The sequence below is a fragment of the Brevundimonas sp. VNH65 genome (assembly GCF_049445955.1).
GTDB lineage: Bacteria > Pseudomonadota > Alphaproteobacteria > Caulobacterales > Caulobacteraceae > Brevundimonas.
Genome location: NZ_JBMSDX010000004.1, coordinates 248,739 through 267,439, shown reverse-complemented (window position 1 = coordinate 267,439; position 18,701 = coordinate 248,739). Strand labels below are relative to the sequence as shown.

Genomic DNA, 18,701 nt, shown 5'->3' with positions numbered 1-18,701 from the left:
ACAGATCGGCCGGCCTGCTGCGCTGGTTGATGGCTGCGCAGACCGGCCTCTTGCCAACCCCAACAACCCCAGCTCAGATCAACGACGGACTCTTGTTATGGCTGGATGAGAAACGGGGGTCACGTCACGACCGTTCGGGCGCGAGGCAGAAGAGCGAGCAAATTGCGAGCCTCCGCTACGCCTTGGCGAAGTTCCGTCCCGGTGATCTTCCGGGTGCCGTTCCAGCCGGGAACGACATTCCACGTCACGGTATCCTCCCGTGGGATTCCGGCGTCAGCCATGAAGTTGAACGTGGCTTCAGCGGAGGGATCATCATTGTCCCGGCTGATGAACCCCGATCCGACCCGTCCTGCTTTGAGATCGGAAGTCATCGGCCCCGGCTTTTCGAACAGGAACAAGATGCGCGCATTGATCCCGCCGTCGAGTGGATCGAACTCGGGCACTTCGACGCCGTATCGGACACGCAGATCAGCCGCGAAGTCAGACAGCGGTTTGATATGGGGCAGGTCGAGCATGGCGCGTCTGGCGGCCCGAACATCCGGCGAGCGCATGGAGCGCGGCTTGTTCATATGCTGCGACCCTTGGACTGGGCCTTCAGCTTCGGATTACCCGGCTGACCGACCTCACGCCCGGCGGCCTTCGCATCCGCTGCACGTTTCGCGCGCTGTCGATCCGCCGCCTTCTTCCTTTGAGCCACCTTCTTTGCTTCCCGCTCCTGATCGGTGGGGCCGTCTGACTTCCGGCGCACCGTCATCAGGCGCGCTTCCGTTACCGGGATCAGTTCAACGGTGTCGAAGTGCAATTCCTCGAAGTGCTCCTTCAGCCGTTCCGCCTGAACCTTCTCGTAGACGTAGATGTCATAGGCGTCGTCGAAGGCCGGATCGCGGATGGCGCCGCGCATGGCGAACTGTCGGATTAGTTCGTCTTCGCGGGCGCGCTCGATGTGGTCGTCGGTCAGGCCAAAGACCTTCATCATGCCCCGGTCGGCCTTCGTCGCCTTGCCGCTGAAGATGATGGCGCAGCACTGTTTTCTGCGGTGCTTGTTCAGACCCGCCGCGCTCGCCGCGATGAGTTCGCCTTTGATCCGGTGCTCCATGAGATGCTGGACCACAGTGTTGCCCGACCAAAACGACGCCTTGGGCAACGTTTTCGCCAGATAGTCGCAGACGTGTTTGATCTGAAGTCGCCCTTCGGACTTCCCCCAGAAGGCCGTCGAGCCGCGATGCCCCCCGGTGAAGTAGTGGATGCTGATCGACGGCTGACCTTTGCGGACGACCGGCACTTCGCGCTCGTCGAATTCCAACAGGTCTTCATAGAGAGCCTGTGCTCCGAGGTAGCCCACACTGCGGGTGTAGCTGGACCCGGCGATCTGCACGGAGGCGAAGCCCGCGAGTTCCAGCGGCGTCCACATCGAGAACCAGTCGATGTCGTCGAGCGCATCCCAGTTCGGGGTTCGCACAAAGACCCGTGCGGGGTTGGCGGCCTGTTTGTAGAACTCGACGAGATCGCTTGCGGCGAGGCTCCCCTGAAGCCGCTTCCAGCTTGGCTTGTTCCCGTTCAGGGTCAGTGATGCCCAGTCGTGGCCGGGCTTGGTGTGCAGAGCGAACCGCTCCTTCAAAGCCGCCCGAACCTCGCTGATGTTAAACGAGCCAGCCTGAACCGCAGCGGGTGCCTCGTCGATCCGAGCATGCCATCCTGCGAAGAGGGACAGATCGCTGCCCATCATCGCGTCGTGCGTCGTCAGGATCACGGCGTGACGGTGGCCTTCGCGCACGATTTCCGAGCGCGCGTGTTCAAGCCGCTCCTCGACCTTGCCCTTGCCGCCTGTTTTCGAATGGACGGGCCACAGCTTCAGGCCGCGCTTTTCCGCCTTGAAGGCGGCAGTCTGCTCGTCGATCAGTTCGTGGGTCGGGGCGGCGAACAGGTAGAGGCCGGGCTGGGCGATGGCCTCCTGCCGCATCACCGTGCTCTTGCCGCTGCCCTGCGGCCCGGTGAGCACGGTCACCTTCATCTTCGCCACGCCCGTATTCCCCCACGCTCAAGGTTACCCGTCCCAACCTTCTTCCCCGGACGGAGTGAAGGAAGGGTTCAGGGGCAACCCATTCGCAGCGTGCTTATAGAGAAAGGTGCGAATGGGTTGCCGGGTCCGGGTTCTTGTCGAGGAGCCGAGGTGAAGGAATCGGACCAGATCAATCCGCCAACGACTGATGAATGATCGGCCGTGGATCGAGGAGGCCGAAGGCCGAGGCGATCTGCGGGATATCATCGTCAGGAGCGGACGACCGCGTGAGCGGTTGGCCGTCCCGGCGATAGGACAACCATAGCCCGGTCGGACGAGCCGCGTCCGTCGCCTTGCTCCGGCCACGACGTCGTTCGGCCAGACCATGAACGCCCCGACTGACGTCGGGCCGTTTCATTGATCCGCCGATGTAGAAGACCTCCATCTCGTCGGCGCCGAACAATTCTGGTGACGAGGCCGAAGGCCGATCAAGCACGCCGCGAACGGGTTGGAGGGGCGTGACAAAAACCTTCTGAATCCGGCCCTTCAGAACCCAGCAAATCCGGGCCTCCCAGACTCCGTTTTCGGCGTGCTGAAAGACACCCGCGAAAACCACAGGCCCACTCGGCTTGACCGACAAAATGACCGGTGTTTTTCTAACGGTCGATGGGACGGCTGCTCGACAAGCTGAAGCGCGGCGCCCCCGCCTACGACGTAAAGGTCGAGCGGGACGGCTTCACGCTGATCGGCAAGCCTGACCACATCGACGAGTTCAGCGACATCGTGCGCGAGGCGGCAGAACAGGCGGGCGAGGAGTTCGTCGTCTTCACGACCAGCGATGGCCACCGAGGCTACAGCCAGATGTTCGTCATGCCCTTGGACGACATCCGCTCGCCCAGCTAAAGGCGTCGCCCCTCTGACATCAGGCGACGCCATGAACGACACCATCCATATCCGCGCCTACCGCGCAGAAGACCTCGATGTGCTGATCGACCTGTTCGCTGGATCAGTGAGGCAGGTGGCCAGCCGGGACTACAGCCCGACCCAGATCGACGCATGGGCGCCGGTCGCTGTGAACCGAGAGCAGTGGGCGACGCGCCTCGGCGGCCGACCGACCTTCGTGGCGGAAGTCGCCGGAGAAATCGCGGGCTTCAGCGATCTGGAGCCAGATGGCCACATCGACATGATGTTCGTCCATGCAGACCACCAAGGCCGAGGCGTCGCGCGTGCCCTGCTGGATCACATCCACGACCATGCGAACCGACACGGCATCGACCGGCTGTTCACCGAGGCCAGCATCACCGCCCGCCCGTTCTTCGAACGCAACGGCTTCGAGGTGATCGAGGCGCAGGACGTCGAACTCCGGGGCGAAACCTTCCGCAACTACCGCATGGCCAAGGCCCTCTCCGCGCCGATCTGATTGACGCCCCGCCGATCCGTGAGACCTTCTGGTGGATGAAGCGATGCGGTCTCTACGTTCGTTGCTCGACCGACCAGCAGACGGTCGAGAACCAAATTCGCATCCTCACCGATGTCGCCGAGAAAGCCGGATGGACCATCGTCAGGGTGTTCGAGGATGCCGGGATCAGCGGCGCCAAGGGGCGGGATCAACGGCCGGGCTACGACGCCCTCCTGAAGGCCGTCCATCGCCGAGAGATCGACATCTGCGCGTCCTATGCGGTGGACCGTTTGGGACGCTCCTTGAGCGATCTGGTGGCCTTCCTCTCCGACATCCAAGCCCGTGGCTGCGATCTCTATCTGCACCAGCAGTCGGTCGATACGAGCACGCCTTCGGGCAGGATGCTCTTCCAGATGCTGGCCGTGTTCAGCGAATTCGAGCGTGAACTGATCAGGGGCAGGGTCCGAGCCGGATTGGCGCGTGCTCGTGCGAAAGGCGTCCAGTTCGGTCGGCCCAGCCTGTCGCCAGACCGTGTGGCGAGGGTCGAGAAAGCCCTGAAGGACGGTTTGAGCATCCGTGCGGTAGCGCGAGCGACCGGCACCTCCACGGCCTCCGTCCAGCGCATCAAGCACGCTATGACCACGGTTGCAGAAGACCGTCTGGAGAGCGTGGCGCACGCCTGAACCGGACGTAGCCAACCGACTATGGCTTGCTGACATCGTGCCCGCCCGGAGCCGACAGGATCGGTCGCACACGCCCGTTCGCCGGTGCCCGGACCGTTGACCGGAATCGCCTCGGTGACGATGGCTGGACGCTCCAGATCATGAGCGACAGATGACCGACGACATCAGCCAACCGAGCCATCTCTTCGGGTGCGCCATTTCTCCCTGCACATTCAGGGAGCCTGTCACCAAATCAGGGCAGTCTGCCGTTGGGCGAGATTTCGACTCGCCGAATAGGGTAGTGCGTTCGCTCAGGACGCTCAGCGAATGTGCGGCCCGCCCGTCGCCCCATCCACACCATGGCGGACGGGCCGCAGTTCCGTCGCTGAACCTTCACCGTGACATTGCGCTCCTGCGGGCTCCAGAGCGAGGCAAGCCACTTTGTGGGTCGCGACGTTTGGCGGTCTCAACCCGCCATCGCCAGAGGTGCGTCGGGTCCGAGGGCGTTGAGTTGGACCACTAACCGCTTGGCCGATGCAATCGCCGGGCAGTCTGCCGTCCCGACGTCGGCGCCCGAAGCGATGGCGGCGACCGAAAAGCCGCCATAGCCGCGCTCAATCCGGCCGGCCGTGCACAGGGCGTTCAGGTTGCGGCGGACGGTCTCGGGCGGCAGCGAGAGCCTCGCGGCGATCTTGAGCCCATGGCTTCGGGGCGTGACGCGGGTCCAGGGCGGCGGTTCGCATCCGGCGGCCGTAAAATGCGCGCCCGTCGCCTGGGACAGGTCCGCGAGAATGTAGGTCTGCAGATGCGGCTCGAACGGAGCGGTGGTCCGCCATCTCTCCCATTGCCTCAGACTGTGGCGCGCCAAAACACGCAACACCTCGGTGGCGGCATGGACGTCACGGATCGACAGGCCCGCGATCGACGTCTGCCCCACAACGCCCAGTCTTTCGAGATCATCCAAATAGCGACACAGGCGCTCCGTGAACGGGGCCAGCAGCGGACCGTCGATCGCGCCCAGCGCCGGATGGGCCACGAAACCGTCGGGCCGCCGTTCCAGCCATCCGCGTCCCAGGAGCCCCAACGCCTTGCCGCGAGCGGTTTCTCTGGGGAGGCGGATCGACAAGGCGATCCGGGATGTCGCGATGGGCCTGCGGTGATCGGCGCGGGCGACCATGCGCCTTGCCGACCGGGCCTCCAGCTTCGGTCGCGGGCCTGAGGGGCAATAGCTCGCGTCCGCGACCGCCGCCAGGACGAGGACGGCCGTGAGGTCATCGAACACCCTGCGTCGGGTGATGTGGATGAGATCCAGCACAAGGCCCTGGTTGAGCCAGGCGACCGCCGCCTCTGTGCGTGTGTCGGGATGCGTCACGCCGACAGCCGGCGCACGCGGCCGCGTGCGTCGAACGCACGCCGACGAAAGAGGGTCTCGCCCGCATCCGACAGTCGCCAGCGCGGCCCGTCGGGCGTCACCAGCGGAGAGCGATTTTCGACCAGCGCCCGGCAGACGTCGGCGAGCACAGCCTGTGGTCGACCGGAAGCGCCGTCGCCTCGAAACGCGTTGTGGTCGCGCGTCGGATCAACCTTTTCCCGCATCCCGCCGAATTCCTCCCAGGGAACGGGAGTATTCAAACCGTCAGGTAGACAGTGTCAACAAGGACGTTCGTCGCCGGGCACCGGATTTGGGCCGGATGTAGGCGGCTGAAGAAATGTGCGAATGCGGTCGAACGCGAGCCCGGGCGCGGCGGCCACGAGGGCGCGATCCAGACCGAGCACCGAGAGCGAGTCATGCCTGAGCAATGTGGCCAGGCCGTGCATCACGATCCAGATCTGCAAGGCGTCCGCCTCGGCCTCGACATCCGGCGCCGCGCGATGCTGCAGCCGGTAGAGATCCAGCAGAGCCGACCGCAAGGCGTCGTAGGCGCTGGAGGCGCGCGCCACCATCGACCGGTGGCGCAGCGACGGCGGCAGGGGATTTGAGAACATGATGCGATACTTGCCCGGGTGGGTCATCGCGTAGCCGAGATAGGCCTGACCCATGGCGCGCAGCGCGAGGCTGGGGTCGGATTCGGCGGCGCCCGCGGCCCGCAGCCAGGCTCCGAACTCCTCGAAACATCCACCGACGACCTCGGCGATCAGGTGATTCCGGTCTTCGAAGTGCTTGTAGGGAGCCTGATGCGATATCCCGAGACGCTTGGCGACCTGGCGGATGGACAGGGATTCCGGACCCTCCGCCTCGATGATTTCGAGAGCGACGCGCAGCAGTTCCGAACGGGTGTCCCGCGCGTCGCCGCCCGCCTCGCTCTGTCTCGCCATGGCTCGCCCCCGGCCCCTACCTCTCGCCCCGAACCTATAGCTTAGTCGCAACGGGCGTGCGCCCCATCAGACATGACGCCGTCGCATCCTGCCGGGGGCCCAGCTCATAGGCTGCCGGCAGCCGAAGAGTTCCCCCGTGTCTTCCAGAGGGACCACACGATCCCGCCCGCCAGAATGGCGGCGGTGATCAGCAGAGACCACTCGGCCGGAAACTTCTCCCAGCCCAGCAGGTCGGCCACGAAGATCTTGCCGCCGATGAAAACCAGCAGCACCGCCAGCGCCTGCTTCAGATAGGCGAAGCGGTGGATCACGGCGGCGAGAGCGAAATAGAGCGCCCTCAACCCCAGGATCGCGAAGATATTCGAGGTGTAGACAATGTAGGGATCGGTGGTGATGGCGAAGATCGCCGGCACTGAGTCCACCGCGAAGATCACGTCGGCGATTTCGATCATCACCAGCGCCAGAAACATCGGCGTGGCCCAGAGCACCATCCGGCCGTTGGCGTCGGCTTCGCGCACGAAGAACTTCTGGCCGTGCAAACGGTCGGTGACGCGCAGGCGTCGCCGCATCCACCGCACCATGGGATTGTCGCCCACATCGGCATGCCCGTCGCCCGCGAAGAACATCTTGACGCCGGTGAAGATCAGGAAGGCCGCGAAGATGTAGAGCACCCAGCCATACTGGCTGACCAGGGCTGCACCGGCCCCGATCATGAGCGCCCGCAGCACGATCACCCCGATGATGCCCCAGAACAGCACCCGGTGCTGGAGCGCGCGGGGGATGGCGCAATAGCCGAATATCATCGCGATGACGAAGACGTTGTCCATTGCCAGCGACTTCTCGATCGCAAAGCCGGTCAGGTACTCGATGCCGGACTGGCGGCCCAGTTCCCACCAGACCCATCCGCCGAAGGCGAGGGCGAAGGCGATGTACATGCCCGAAAGCAGAAGGCTCTCGCGCACGCCGATTTCGTGCTGATCCTTGTGGAGGACCCCGAGGTCCAGCACCAGAAGGACCAGCACCAAAGACATGAAGGCCAGCCACATCCAGGCCAGCTTGCCCAGCCACTCGGCCAGGAACAGACTCATAAGGTCCATCAGGACACCCCTTGTTCAAGGAGCGAACTGCGGCGCGCACAAAAGAGATCGACCGGACAGGTCGTCGCGCACCGAGCTTGCTCGATGCGGACCGACATCACGTCTGCCATCAGACGCCAGAGGGGCCCGGGCCGCTGTCACCAGATTAGTTCGGACCTGCGCCGAACTCAACCGCTCCATCAACTCGCCAGAAGTCATTTCGGCGGGCGCTCTCTGGATGACAGGCATCTCACGGGCCTCGGGGAGATCACCCGTCGGCCGTTCCCGGGCCGCGGCCGCCGCCGGCGACCGGCAGCATGTCCAGCAGCTTGAGACGGAACACGAGCACCGAATTGGGCGGAATGCGTCCCGCGCGCTGTTCGCCGTAGCCGAGCGCCGGCGGGACATAGAGGATCCATTCCTCGCCGACCTTCATCTTCTGCAGGGCCTCGGTCCAGCCGGGCACGACCTCTTCCGGCGTCGTGGCGTAGGGGACGCCTTTTTCGAAGGAGCTGTCGAACACCGTGCCGTCGATCAGCGTGCCCTCGTAGTCGACGCGCACCAGGTCGTTGCGGTCCGGACTGGGCGCGCCGGCGGGCGCGGGCGTCACCACCTTGTACTGCAGCCCTGACGGCAGGGTGACCACCCCGTCCGCCTTGCCGTTGCGGATCAGGAAGGCGGCCGAGGCCTCGGCGTTGGCCTGAGAGTCGGCGGCGTTGACGCCTGCCTGCTGGCCGCACGCCGCCAGAACCGAAACGGCGGCCGTCAGGGCGGCCACCCTACCCCATGCGAAGCGCATAACCCTTGTCCTTCAACGCCTGACCGATCTCGTCGGCGTGGGCGCTATCGCGCGTTTCGACCATGATGTCGAACTCCGCCCCCTTGGCGGGGACGTCCAGGGCCAGGCGGTTGTGCACCACGTCGATGATGTTGCCGCCGACGCCGCCGATCACCGCCGCCATGGCCGACAGCATGCCCGGCCGGTCGTCGCCGAGGATGCGATAAACGATCAATCTCCGTTCACGGACCATTTCGCGGTTCAGCACCACCGCCAGCATCCGGGCGTCGATATTGCCGCCGCACAGCACCAGGCCGACCCGGTGGCCCGCGAACCGTTCGGGGTGGCGCAGCAGGGCCGCCAGACCGCCCGCGCCGGCGCCTTCGGCCACCGTCTTTTCGTAGGTGGCGTAGAAGGCCACGGCCTTTTCGAAATCCTCCTCGTCGCAGACCATGACGTCCTCGATCAGCGGATCGGCCAGGGCGAAGGGAATGTCGCCCACCGCCTTGATGGCGATACCCTCGGCGATGGTGGCCCCGCCGCACCGGGGCGGCTCGCCCCGCCGTTTGGCCGTGAAGGACGGATACATGGCCGCCTCGACGCCGAAGACGCGGATGTCGGGCTTGATGGCCTTGGCGGCGATGGCGCAGCCCGCGATCAGGCCGCCGCCGCCGATCGGAATGATCAGACTGTCGAGATCCGGCGCGTCCTCCAGGAATTCGACCGCGCAGACGCCCTGACCGGCGACGATGCCTGCGTCGTCAAAGGCCGAGACGAAGATGAAGCCCTTTTCCTGCTCCAGCCGTTTGGCCTCTTCGGTCGAGCCGGAGAAGTCCAGGCCGTGGATCACGACATTGGCGCCGTGGCGGCGGGTGCCGTCGACCTTGGTGAAGGGCGTGCCCTCCGGCATGACGATGGTCACGGGCACGCCCAGACGACCCCCGTGATAGGCCAGGGCCTGGGCGTGATTGCCGGCTGAGGCCGCCACCACCCCGCGCCGCCGCTCGCTCTCGCTGAGCAGCAGCAGGCGGTTCAACGCCCCCCGCTCCTTGAAACTGCCGGTGAAGTGCAGATTGTCGTATTTGACCCAGACCTCGGCCCCGGTCAGCTCCGACAGGCGGCGCGAATGGCGGACGGGGGTGCGGTCGACCTGGCCCGCGATGCGCGCGCGCGCGGCCTGGATGTCGGAAAACGCGACGGTCATGGGGATCCCTGGAACTGTCGGCCGATCTGTCGCGGCCGTTGTCCCGGTTGTGGCGCCGCACGAGGTCCGCCGCAACCGTCCGTGACCCGATGGCGCGGCCGTCGCGCCTTGACCTGTCACATGCCCGGCGTATGCATTTCGGCAGGTCCGGCGACAGGGACCGTGTCGCATCAAGGGGAAAACGCCATGTCCGTTCGTTCCATCCTGGCCATCGCCGCCCTGGCCCTGGGCGCCGCCGCCTGTTCGACCGTTCCGGGCGGCCCCGCCTATGGCCCGCCCCCGCCCGCCGGTTTCGACGCCGCCGCCTTCGGCTGGTCGACGCGTCAGGGCCAGGCCGCCATCGACGGCCGCGTGGCCTATCGCCAGGGCGGTCAGGTCTATGGCTGCACCGGCTCGGTCGCGGTCACGCCCGAGACGCCCTATACCCGCGCCCGCTTCCACAGCCTGTACGGCTCGACCCAGGCCGCCGCCGTGCCCGAGGCCGTGGTGCGCGCCCGCACCGTGGCCGATCCGAACGCGGATTACCGCTCTTATGTCCGGGCCGGGACCTGCGCCGACAACCGGTTCTCGATCACCGGCCTGCCGGACGGCGGCTGGTTCGTCATCGTCCCGGTCTCGGCCGGCGGCGACGACCGCGTGGTGCTGATGCGCCGGGTCGAAACGCGCGGCGGCCGGGTCATCGTCGTCAACATGTAGACCGAACACGGTCAGGCGGATCACGAAGACGTCGACGACCGCGGTTCGCCTTCATTCAGCCCCATCCCCCGCCTGAACAGGGGCGCGTAGCGTAAGGGGGAGGCGACCTTTGTCCCGCCATAACATCACCGGCTCGGAAGCGTTCAAGCGCGGCCCGTTCATCCTGATCCGCAAACTGCCGGCCGGCGGCCGTCGGCGCCGCCGCCTGCGGATCATCGCCGCCTTCGCGGCCGGCGCCGGGGTGGCCACCCTGGGCGCCCTTATCGCCGTCGGAATCATAGTGGGACCGGGGCTGATCGCCGGCTGACCTAGACCAAAATCGGTTCGGATTGAACCAATCCGAACTCAGATTTTGGTCCTCGTCCAATGCCTTGAGCGAGGATCTGAGTTCGAATGCGACCGCATTCGAACCGATCTCGCTCTAAGTCAGGCCAGCCAGACCATCATGCGGGTGTCGGTCAGCTGCCCCCGGGCGCGGCTGAACTGGCGACGGGTCTCGCCGGTGTAGAGAAAGCCCGCCTTTTCCAGCACCCGGCCGGACGCCGGATTGTCGGAGAAATGCCCCGCGACCAGGGCGCGCCGCCGCCACCGGGCGCGGGCCCAGGCCGTCGCCGCCTGCAGCGCCTCGGTCGCATAGCCCCGACCCCAGAAGTCTCGCCCGATCCAGTAGCCGGTCTCGGGCACCCGGTCGTCGCCCTCGAACAGGCCGACGACGCCGACCGGTCCGGCGTCCTCATGCTCGATCAGGAAGGTGGCCGCGCGCGCCGGATCCTGCGACGCCACCGCCAGGATGAAGTCCTCCGCATCGCCCGGTCCGAACGGGTGAGGCATGCGGCAGGTCATGCGCGCGATGTCCGGGTCGTTGGCCAGGGCCGCGATGCGCGGCGCGTCCTGGACGCCGGGCGATCTCAGGGTCAGGCGCCGGGTCTCTATGACCGGCTGGGTCTCGATGATGCACATGACGTCCGCCTCATTCGGGTCCGCCTCCTTGAAGGGCTCGGGCGGACTTCGAGGCGGGGAAACGCAAACGGGGAGCCTGGTGATCCAGACTCCCCGCGGAATATTTCCCTGGTCCGGATCGGCTGCTGTCTGAAGAGCAACGCGATCCGAAACTGTCGGGCTTCGCGTTACTCGGCGGCCATGGCTTTCGCGTCGTCATTGGCCGGGAGAATCGACACGTAACAACGGCCGTTGGCCTTGCGGGCGAACGACACGGCGCCCTGTACGAGGGCGAAGAGGGTGTGGTCACGACCCAGGCCGACGTTCGTGCCCGGGTGGAATTTGGTGCCGCGCTGACGCACGAGGATGTTGCCGGCCAGAACCTTCTCGCCGCCGAACTTCTTCACGCCGAGGCGCTTCGACTCGGAGTCGCGACCGTTGCGCGACGAACCGCCGGATTTCTTGTGAGCCATGGCTCTACTCCGTCTTTTGCGTCCCCGGCCCGCTGGCCGTCGACACCGTTGATCTACACCGCCGCGCCGTCCCCGGCGCGACAGAAATTCTTAGGCCTCGTCGCCCGAAACTTCAGCTTCGGCGGCGGGGGCGGCCTTCTTCTTGGCCGGCGCCTTCTTGGCGGCCTTGGGGGCCTCCTCGGCGACGACCGGAGCCTCGACGCGGGCGGCGAGGCCACGGGCGCGGGCGTTGATCTCGGCCTTGGTCAGCAGCGAGACTTCGCCGTCCCACTTGGCGCTCTCGCCGGCGCCTTCGATGCCGGTGATGCGCAGGACCGATTCCGGCTGGCGATGACCGTTGGTCCGGCGATAGCCCTGACGGCGGGTCTTCTTGAAGATCTTGATCTTCTCGCCCTTGCGGGTCTCGACCAGGGTGGCGGCCACGGTGGCGCCTTCGACCAGCGGCGCGCCCAGGGTCACGCCCTTGTCGCCGCCCAGCATCAGGACTTCGCCCAGCGAAACGTCAGCGCCGGCTTCACCAGCCAGCTTTTCGACGACGATCGTATCGCCCGGTTGGACCCGGTACTGCTTACCGCCGGTCTTGATCACCGCGTACATGTTGAAGCCTCGGCGCAAACGCAAAAAAGGAAGCGCCCGTCGGGGACCCCCGCGGGCGAAGAGCGGCGACATATACGGACAGGGCGGTCCGAGTCAACGCCGAAGGGCGGCAAAACGCAGCCCCCGCCTCGAAACCGTTCCCGCTCTGGCCCTTCCTTATATCTGTGTGCATAGAACGCCGAAGCCAACCCAGGACGCCTTCATGCCCTCCGACGTCTCCGACAGCCGCATCGTCGCCGCACGCCGAATCGTCGCCCACGTCGCCGACCTGCTGCAGGCCGACCTGTCGCTGCGACTGTGGAACGGAGAGGTCCTGCCCCTGGGTCCGAAGGCGCGCGACGACATCCAGATCGTCATCGCCCGTCCCTCCGCCGTGCGGCGGCTGTTGCTGAAGCCTGGCCTGATGACCTTCTTCGAGCTGTTCGCCACGGGCGATGTCCGGATCGAGGGCGGCAGTCCTCTGGAGGCGGCCGATCGCTGGGACCACGGCCACGCCGTCCACCTGGCCAGGCGCGCCGACAAGATGCTGGTGGCCAAGGCCGCCGTCCCCTTCCTGCTGGGCGGCTCCGACGCCGGGGCGACCGAGCTGCCCGAATGGGACAAGACCGGCAACGACGGCATCGGCGCCGACAAGGCGGGCCGAAGCGACAAGGACTTCATCCAGTTCCACTATGACGTCGGCAACGACTTCTACGCCCTCTTCCTTGATCCGGAGATGGTCTATTCCTCGGCCTATTTCCTGGACCACGACACGTCGCTGGAGCGGGCGCAGGAAGAAAAGCTGGATCGCATCTGCAAGAAGCTGCGGCTCAAGCCGAGCCAGAAGCTGCTCGACGTCGGCTGCGGCTGGGCCGGCCTGTCCTGCTGGGCGGCGAAGCACTACGGCGTCACCGTTCATGGCGTGACCCTCAGCCAGGCCCAGCTCGACTTCGGTCGCGCCAAGGTCAAGGCGCTGGGGCTTGAGGACCGCATCACGCTGGAGCTGCAGGACTATCGCAACATCACCTCCTCGGGCGAATACGACGCCATCAGCCAGGTCGAGATGTTCGAGCACGTCGGCTTCGCCAACCACGAGCGGCACTTTCTGGAGATGAAGCGCCTGCTCAAGCCAGGCGGCCTCTACTTCCATCAGGCCTCGGTGCGGCGCGGCGGCCGCGATCCGATCAAGCCGACCAACACCACCAAGGTCATCACCCGCTTCATCTTCCCCGGCGGCGAACTGGACACCATCGGCATGACGGTGACCAACCTCGGCCGCCTCGGCTTCGAGACCCTCGACGTCGAAGACATGCGCGAGCATTTCGAACTGACGCTGAAACACTGGGAAGACCGGCTCTACGACCGGCGCGAAGAGGCCTACACCCTCGTCGGCGAGGCTCGCACCCGGCTGTGGCTGATCTATTTCGCCCTATTCAAGAAGGCCTTCGAGCGCGGCTCGGTGTTGGTTTACCAGACCGTCGCCCAGAAACGCCGCCCCGGCCCGTCCGGCCTGCCGCTGGATCGGGCGTCGCTGTACAGCTGAGGCCGGACGACGCGAAAACCCCCTCGACTGTTATAAAGTAACGCGCTATGGGGTCGGCGATGTCGCCGTCCGATCTTGAACAACCGGTCCTGCTGTCGCTTCTGGGCGGCGGGTTCGTGGCCGCGTTTCTGCATGCGGTCCTGCCGACGCACTGGCTGCCGTTCGTGCTGGTCGGCCGGGCGCAAGGCTGGGGGATGGGGCGGACCTTGGGCGCGGCGGCTGCGGCGGGGATCGCCCATATCGTGTCGACCGCCGTGGTCGGCGGTCTGATCGTCGCGGCGGGTCTGGCGCTGGACCGCTGGGTCGAGGGCCTGCTGCCGCATCTGTCGGCCGTGCTGCTGTTCCTGTTCGGCGCCTTCTATCTGAGCCGCGCCCTGCTCAAACGCCCGGTCGTCGCGGGCGGGCCGGAGCTTGAGCTTCCCGAACCGCGCGTGTCCGACGCGGCGGCGCTGGGCGGACTGGTGGCGATGATGGCCCTGTCGCCGGGCGAGGTGCTGCTGCCCCTCTATCTGTCTTCGGCGACCGAAGGGCTGCATGTCCTGGCCCTGCTGACCCTGGTCTTCGCCCTCGGCACCGTGGGCGGGATGGTGCTGCTGACCGCCGTGGCGAGGGCCGGCTTCTCGATCCTCAGACTGGAGCGCTGGGCCCGCTACGAGGGCGCGGTGCTGGGCGTCGCCCTGATCGCGCTCGGCCTGCTTGTGGTCACCCACCAGCATTAGGTTATACATTTACATTCAACGTCTTAGTGCATGCCATATTTGACGCCGGGACCGATCGGGGACTAAAGGCCGCCCATGGGGCACGACCACGATCATGCGGATCACGACCACGACCATGATCACTCCGGTCACGGTCCCGTCCCCACGCCCGGTCATTCCCCCGATCACGCCCACAGCCATTCCCACAGCCATGGCTTCGGCCACAGCCATTCCCATGCGCCGGCGAACACCGGCGACTGGCGCTATCTGGTCGGACTGACGGTCAATCTGCTGTTCGTCATCATCGAGTTCGGCGCCGGCTGGTTCGCCCAGTCGACCGCCCTGATGGCCGACGCCGGTCATAACCTGTCCGACGTCCTGGGCCTGGCCCTGGCGGGCGGCGCCGCCTGGCTGGCGCGCCGGGCGGCCGGATCGCGACGCACCTACGGCTTCCGCAAGGCGACCGTCCTGGCCGCCCTGGCCAACGCCATCCTGCTGCTGTTCGCCTGCGGCCTCATCGCCTTCGAGGCCTTCCGCCGCTTCAACGAACCCGCGCCCGTGGATTCCGGCGTGATCATGGTCGTGGCGGGGATCGGCTTCGTCATCAATCTGGGCACGGCTCTGCTGTTCATGAAGGACCAGCACACGGATCTGAACGTGCGCGGCGCCTATCTGCACATGATGGCGGACGCCGGGGTTTCGCTGGGCGTCGTCATCGCCGGGGCGGCCATCCTGTTCACGGGCTGGAGCCTGATCGACCCGATCGTCAGCCTGATCATCGTGGCGGTGATCGTCATCGGCACCTGGGGCCTGCTGGTCGATTCCGTCGATCTGGCCCTGGACGCCGCCCCGCGCGGGGTGAAGGTCGAGGCCATCCGCGACGCCTTCCTCGCCCTGCCCGGCGTGACCGCCATCCACGACCTGCACGTCTGGGGCCTGTCCACCACCGAGACCGCCTTGACGGCCCACCTCGTGCACGACCGCACCGACGGCGACGCCCTGCTGGCGGAGGCGCAATCCCTGGCGCGCCAGAAATTCTCCATCCGCCACACGACGCTGCAGCTGGAATCCGGTGCGGCGCTGGACTGCGCGGACTGCTGACGAGAGGAATCTAGTGAAGAGTGCTAGTGAGTCGTGAGTGGACCCATGCACGGATCAAAGCGGTCCTATTCACGACTCACTAGCACTCTTCACTGACCGATCACCGCCGCCCCGACTGGCGCACGGCCCTCCCCGCTCTTAAGTGTGCGCGCATGACCGACGCCACCCTCGCCAAGACCCCCGTCACCGTCCTCACCGGCTATCTCGGCGCGGGCAAGACGACCCTGCTGAACCGGATCCTGACCGAGGACCACGGCAAGAAATACGCCGTCATCGTCAACGAGTTCGGCGAGATCGGCATCGACAACGATCTGGTGGTCGGCGCCGACGAGGACGTGTTCGAGATGAACAACGGCTGCGTCTGCTGCACGGTGCGCGGCGACCTGATCCGCGTGGTCGCCGGGCTGATGAAGCGGCAACGTCCCGGCAAGCCCGCCTTCGACGCCATCATCGTGGAGACCACTGGCCTGGCCGACCCCGGCCCGGTGGCCCAGACCTTCTTCGTCGACGAGGACGTCAAGGCCAGGACGAAGCTGGACAGCGTCACGGCCCTGGTCGATGCCAAACACGTCATGGCGCGGCTGGACGACTCCAGGGAGGCGCGCGAACAGGTCGCCTTCGCCGACCGCATCATCCTCAACAAGATCGATCTGGCCACGCCGGATGAGCTCGCCGCAGTCGAGGCCCGGCTGCGCGGCCTGAACCCCCTGGCGCCCATCGTTCGCGCGGAACGCTCCAACGTGCCGCTGGATCAGGTGCTGGGTCAGCACGGCTTCGATCTGCACCGTATTCTGGAGGTCAAGCCCGACTGGGTGAACCCGCCCCACGGCGCCGAGGGCCACGTCCACGACGAACACTGCGGCCACGACCACCACCACGCGCACGATCATGACCATGATCATGACCATCACGGGCATGGTCATGCGGACGGTCCCGACTCTACCGACTCTACCGACTCGGTTTCCGCGCCGGTTTCGGGGGCGCGCGGGCACGATCATGCCGATGACATTCGCGGGATCAGCCTGTCGCTCGACCGGCCGCTGGACGGCACGAAATTCACCGCCTGGCTGGATCGGCTGCTGGGCGAGCAGGGCCAGAACATCCTGCGCGCCAAGGGCATCATCGACGTCAAGGGCGAGGACCGTCGCCTGGTCTTCCAGGCCGTGCACATGATCCTGGAAGGCGACCTGCAACGCGAATGGGGCGCCAAGGAGCGCCGCTGGTCCCGCGCCGTCTTCATCGGCCGCGACCTCGACGAAGCCGCGCTGAAGGCCGGGTTCGAGGCCTGCGCGGCTTGAAAGTAAGGCAGGCCCGCCTTACCCTGGAGCCATGACCGAACTGACCATCACGGCAAAGGGCCAGATCACCATCCGCAAGGCGTTGCTGGATGGGCTGGGCGCTCGTCCTGGGGACCGGTTGCAGGTCGAAGTCCGGCCTGACGGCGGCTTGGTGATACCTCCTGTTAAAAGGCGGCGCGGCGCCCTGTCTGACCTTGCGGGCAGCATGGTGCCGCCAACGGGCGTGTCCCTGACGATCGAGGAGATCAACGAGGCGATCGCCGAGGCCGGCGCCGCCGCCGGGATTGCGGGACTGACCTCAAGGTGAGGATCGCCGTCGATACCAATGTCATCCTGCGACTGCTGGTCCGGGATGACGAGACCCAGACACGCATCGCGCTTCGGGAAGTCGAGAATGCCGATACGGTGGTTCTTCCCGTGCTCGCAATATGCGAGGCCGCATGGGTGATGCAGCGCAGCTACAAATTCTCCCGGCCTGTCATCGCCGAAAGCCTTCGACGACTCATCGAAACCCCCTCCATCGACTGCGATCGAGCCGAAGTCGAGGCCGGCCTCGCCATGCTGGATCTCGGAGGGGATTTCGCGGACGGCGTCATCGCCCGCCAGGGCCGCTCCAGACGCGCCGAACACCTCGTCACCTTCGACCGCAAGGCGGTCGATCGGTTGGGCCGCATCGGCGAAAAGGCCAGGTTGGCAGGGACCGAATGACGCCTTCCCCCACATCTTCCCGCCTCGCCGTCCTGCGCTACGACACGCCGGAGTTCGAGGTGGTCCAGTCCGGCGACCACGTCCTGTGCGCCGTCACGGGCCGGCGCATTCCGCTCGACGCGCTGAACTACTGGAGCGTGGACCTTCAGGAAGCCTACGCCTCCGCCGCCGCCATGACGCAGCGCTGGCTGGAAACGCGCGGATAAGCCGCTACAAGCCCGCCATGCCCAGCTTTTCCTTCGACGCCCAGGTCACCGCCGCCCTGTTCGAACGCGACGGGGCCGTCTTCGCCCTCGGCGACGGCACGGTCCGGTTCGAGGACGGCCACTATGACGCCGTCCACGACGGCGCGGCCCTGTGCGCGGCCGTCCATCCCTCCGGCGAAGGCCTGGTCACCGGCGGCGATGACGGCCAGGTGATCTGGAGCCGCAAGGGCGAGGCGGGTCTCCTGGCCAAATCGACCAGGAGCCAGTGGATCGATTCCCTCGACGCCTCGCCCGAGACGAAGCTGATCGCCTTCTCGTCCGGCCGCACCCTGTCGGTCATCGATGCGACCGACGCTCATTTCCGTCGCGACTTCGACCATGAGCGCACCGTCGCCGCCGTCGCCTTCGACCCCAAGGGTCGGCGCATCGCCTGCGCCACCTATGGCGGCGCCGCCCTCTGGTACGCCCGCATCGAACAGCAGAAGCCGACGATGCTGAAATGGGGCGGATCGCACACCCATGTCGCCTGGTCGCCCGACGGCGCCTTCGTCCTGACCGCCATGCAGGACAATCAGCTGCACGGCTGGCGGCTGAAGGACGCCAAGGACCTGCGCATGGGCGGCTATCCGTCGAAGGTCCGGTCGCTGGCCTTCCTGTCGAACGGCCAGCTGATGGCCACCTCGGGGGCTCAGGGCGCCGTGCTGTGGCCGTTCGTCGGCGCCAATGGTCCGATGGGGCGCGAGGCGACCGAGATCGGCTATGACGAGAACGCCATGGTCAATCTGGTGGCCGCCCAGCCCAAGGGCCCGCGCCTGGCCGCCGGTCTGACGGACGGCCGCGTCTGGGTCGCCGATCCGTCGGCCCAGGGTCTGGACTTCGTCAAGGCGGATCGCGGCCCGCCCATCGTGGCCCTGGCCCTGTCGCCGGACGGCCGCCGGGTGGCCTGGGCCGACGAGGACGGCCGGGCCGGTGTGACGGAGGCTTAACCCCGAACTGCCACAATGTCCGCTTCGCTCCACCGGGAGCCGA

General features: G+C 66.4%; 25 protein-coding genes. 13 read left to right on the top strand and 12 right to left on the bottom strand.

The window, feature by feature from the left end; translation table 11 throughout:
• Window positions 1-119 precede the first annotated feature (119 nt).
• From ACO2Q1_RS09675 to ACO2Q1_RS09665, 3 genes are all read right to left on the bottom strand, one after another.
• Complete coding sequence (locus ACO2Q1_RS09675) at window positions 120-569, bottom strand: uracil-DNA glycosylase (protein WP_423329289.1); 450 nt, start codon at window positions 567-569, stop codon at window positions 120-122.
• Window positions 566-2,020 (bottom strand): hypothetical protein, encoded by a 1,455-nt coding sequence (locus tag ACO2Q1_RS09670; protein WP_412878650.1) that lies wholly within the window; start codon window positions 2,018-2,020, stop codon window positions 566-568. Before ACO2Q1_RS09670 ends, ACO2Q1_RS09675 begins: the two co-directional genes overlap by 4 nt.
• A gap of 169 nt (window positions 2,021-2,189) precedes the next feature.
• A complete protein-coding gene (locus ACO2Q1_RS09665) occupies window positions 2,190-2,639 on the bottom strand; it encodes a hypothetical protein (protein ID WP_409736061.1) in 450 nt (149 codons plus the stop codon).
• Between the two features lie 26 nt (window positions 2,640-2,665).
• Here ACO2Q1_RS09665 and ACO2Q1_RS09660 point away from each other — a divergent pair, with 26 nt between their 5' ends.
• The 3 genes from ACO2Q1_RS09660 to ACO2Q1_RS09650 are packed head-to-tail and all read left to right on the top strand — an operon-like array spanning window position 2,666 to window position 4,081.
• Window positions 2,666-2,902, top strand: a complete 237-nt coding sequence (locus ACO2Q1_RS09660) for a hypothetical protein (protein WP_248119931.1) — start codon at window positions 2,666-2,668, stop codon at window positions 2,900-2,902.
• Window positions 2,903-2,933: 31 nt separating this feature from the next.
• Window positions 2,934-3,419, top strand: a complete 486-nt coding sequence (locus ACO2Q1_RS09655; protein ID WP_312573082.1) for a GNAT family N-acetyltransferase — start codon at window positions 2,934-2,936, stop codon at window positions 3,417-3,419.
• 35 nt (window positions 3,420-3,454) lie between these two features.
• Window positions 3,455-4,081 carry a recombinase family protein gene (locus ACO2Q1_RS09650; RefSeq protein ID WP_423329288.1) on the top strand — a complete coding sequence of 209 codons (627 nt, stop codon included), beginning with the start codon at window positions 3,455-3,457 and terminating at the stop codon, window positions 4,079-4,081.
• Window positions 4,082-4,526: 445 nt separating this feature from the next.
• On the opposite strand, the gene ACO2Q1_RS09645 is transcribed toward ACO2Q1_RS09650, so the two are convergent.
• The 6 genes from ACO2Q1_RS09645 to ACO2Q1_RS09620 form a co-directional block, all read right to left on the bottom strand.
• Window positions 4,527-5,432: a DeoR family transcriptional regulator gene (locus tag ACO2Q1_RS09645; protein ID WP_423329287.1), complete on the bottom strand. Its 906-nt coding sequence runs from the start codon at window positions 5,430-5,432 to the stop codon at window positions 4,527-4,529.
• Complete coding sequence (locus tag ACO2Q1_RS09640) at window positions 5,429-5,656, bottom strand: hypothetical protein (RefSeq protein WP_423329286.1); 228 nt, start codon at window positions 5,654-5,656, stop codon at window positions 5,429-5,431. The genes ACO2Q1_RS09645 and ACO2Q1_RS09640 overlap by 4 nt, the downstream gene beginning before the upstream one ends.
• A gap of 54 nt (window positions 5,657-5,710) precedes the next feature.
• Window positions 5,711-6,376: a TetR/AcrR family transcriptional regulator gene (locus ACO2Q1_RS09635; RefSeq protein WP_423329285.1), complete on the bottom strand. Its 666-nt coding sequence runs from the start codon at window positions 6,374-6,376 to the stop codon at window positions 5,711-5,713.
• Between the two features lie 104 nt (window positions 6,377-6,480).
• Window positions 6,481-7,464 carry a TerC family protein gene (locus ACO2Q1_RS09630; protein ID WP_423329300.1) on the bottom strand — a complete coding sequence of 328 codons (984 nt, stop codon included), beginning with the start codon at window positions 7,462-7,464 and terminating at the stop codon, window positions 6,481-6,483.
• Window positions 7,465-7,720: 256 nt separating this feature from the next.
• Window positions 7,721-8,251, bottom strand: coding sequence for an FKBP-type peptidyl-prolyl cis-trans isomerase (locus tag ACO2Q1_RS09625; protein ID WP_423329284.1), 531 nt, complete (start codon window positions 8,249-8,251; stop codon window positions 7,721-7,723).
• Entirely contained in the window at window positions 8,232-9,434 is a 1,203-nt protein-coding gene (locus ACO2Q1_RS09620; RefSeq protein ID WP_423329283.1) for a threonine ammonia-lyase, read from the bottom strand. Before ACO2Q1_RS09620 ends, ACO2Q1_RS09625 begins: the two co-directional genes overlap by 20 nt.
• 186 nt (window positions 9,435-9,620) lie before the next feature.
• On the opposite strand from ACO2Q1_RS09620, the gene ACO2Q1_RS09615 reads away from it, so the two are divergent.
• Window positions 9,621-10,130, top strand: coding sequence for a hypothetical protein (locus ACO2Q1_RS09615; RefSeq protein ID WP_423329282.1), 510 nt, complete (start codon window positions 9,621-9,623; stop codon window positions 10,128-10,130).
• 109 nt (window positions 10,131-10,239) lie between these two features.
• Window positions 10,240-10,437 carry a hypothetical protein gene (locus ACO2Q1_RS09610; protein ID WP_423329281.1) on the top strand — a complete coding sequence of 66 codons (198 nt, stop codon included), beginning with the start codon at window positions 10,240-10,242 and terminating at the stop codon, window positions 10,435-10,437.
• 119 nt (window positions 10,438-10,556) lie between these two features.
• On the opposite strand, the gene ACO2Q1_RS09605 is transcribed toward ACO2Q1_RS09610, so the two are convergent.
• From ACO2Q1_RS09605 to rplU, 3 genes are all read right to left on the bottom strand, one after another.
• Window positions 10,557-11,090 (bottom strand): GNAT family N-acetyltransferase, encoded by a 534-nt coding sequence (locus ACO2Q1_RS09605; RefSeq protein WP_423329280.1) that lies wholly within the window; start codon window positions 11,088-11,090, stop codon window positions 10,557-10,559.
• A 167-nt stretch (window positions 11,091-11,257) separates the two neighbouring features.
• The gene (rpmA, locus tag ACO2Q1_RS09600; protein WP_423329279.1) at window positions 11,258-11,542 is read right to left on the bottom strand and encodes a 50S ribosomal protein L27; all 285 of its coding nucleotides are present in this window, start codon (window positions 11,540-11,542) and stop codon (window positions 11,258-11,260) included.
• A 90-nt stretch (window positions 11,543-11,632) separates the two neighbouring features.
• Entirely contained in the window at window positions 11,633-12,139 is a 507-nt protein-coding gene (rplU, locus tag ACO2Q1_RS09595; RefSeq protein WP_423329278.1) for a 50S ribosomal protein L21, read from the bottom strand.
• A 202-nt stretch (window positions 12,140-12,341) separates the two neighbouring features.
• Here rplU and ACO2Q1_RS09590 point away from each other — a divergent pair, with 202 nt between their 5' ends.
• From ACO2Q1_RS09590 to ACO2Q1_RS09555, 8 genes are all read left to right on the top strand, one after another.
• Window positions 12,342-13,661 (top strand): class I SAM-dependent methyltransferase, encoded by a 1,320-nt coding sequence (locus ACO2Q1_RS09590; protein ID WP_423329277.1) that lies wholly within the window; start codon window positions 12,342-12,344, stop codon window positions 13,659-13,661.
• A gap of 59 nt (window positions 13,662-13,720) precedes the next feature.
• Window positions 13,721-14,380: a hypothetical protein gene (locus ACO2Q1_RS09585; protein WP_423329276.1), complete on the top strand. Its 660-nt coding sequence runs from the start codon at window positions 13,721-13,723 to the stop codon at window positions 14,378-14,380.
• Window positions 14,381-14,455: 75 nt separating this feature from the next.
• The gene (locus tag ACO2Q1_RS09580; RefSeq protein ID WP_423329275.1) at window positions 14,456-15,460 is read left to right on the top strand and encodes a cation diffusion facilitator family transporter; all 1,005 of its coding nucleotides are present in this window, start codon (window positions 14,456-14,458) and stop codon (window positions 15,458-15,460) included.
• Window positions 15,461-15,612: 152 nt separating this feature from the next.
• A complete protein-coding gene (locus tag ACO2Q1_RS09575) occupies window positions 15,613-16,758 on the top strand; it encodes a CobW family GTP-binding protein (protein ID WP_423329274.1) in 1,146 nt (381 codons plus the stop codon).
• Window positions 16,759-16,789: 31 nt separating this feature from the next.
• Window positions 16,790-17,065, top strand: coding sequence for an AbrB/MazE/SpoVT family DNA-binding domain-containing protein (locus ACO2Q1_RS09570; RefSeq protein WP_423329273.1), 276 nt, complete (start codon window positions 16,790-16,792; stop codon window positions 17,063-17,065).
• The gene (locus tag ACO2Q1_RS09565; protein WP_423329272.1) at window positions 17,062-17,466 is read left to right on the top strand and encodes a type II toxin-antitoxin system VapC family toxin; all 405 of its coding nucleotides are present in this window, start codon (window positions 17,062-17,064) and stop codon (window positions 17,464-17,466) included. Before ACO2Q1_RS09570 ends, ACO2Q1_RS09565 begins: the two co-directional genes overlap by 4 nt.
• Window positions 17,463-17,672, top strand: a complete 210-nt coding sequence (locus ACO2Q1_RS09560) for a DUF2093 domain-containing protein (protein WP_423329271.1) — start codon at window positions 17,463-17,465, stop codon at window positions 17,670-17,672. The genes ACO2Q1_RS09565 and ACO2Q1_RS09560 overlap by 4 nt, the downstream gene beginning before the upstream one ends.
• 17 nt (window positions 17,673-17,689) lie before the next feature.
• Window positions 17,690-18,658 carry a WD40 repeat domain-containing protein gene (locus ACO2Q1_RS09555; RefSeq protein ID WP_423329270.1) on the top strand — a complete coding sequence of 323 codons (969 nt, stop codon included), beginning with the start codon at window positions 17,690-17,692 and terminating at the stop codon, window positions 18,656-18,658.
• Window positions 18,659-18,701 lie beyond the last annotated feature (43 nt).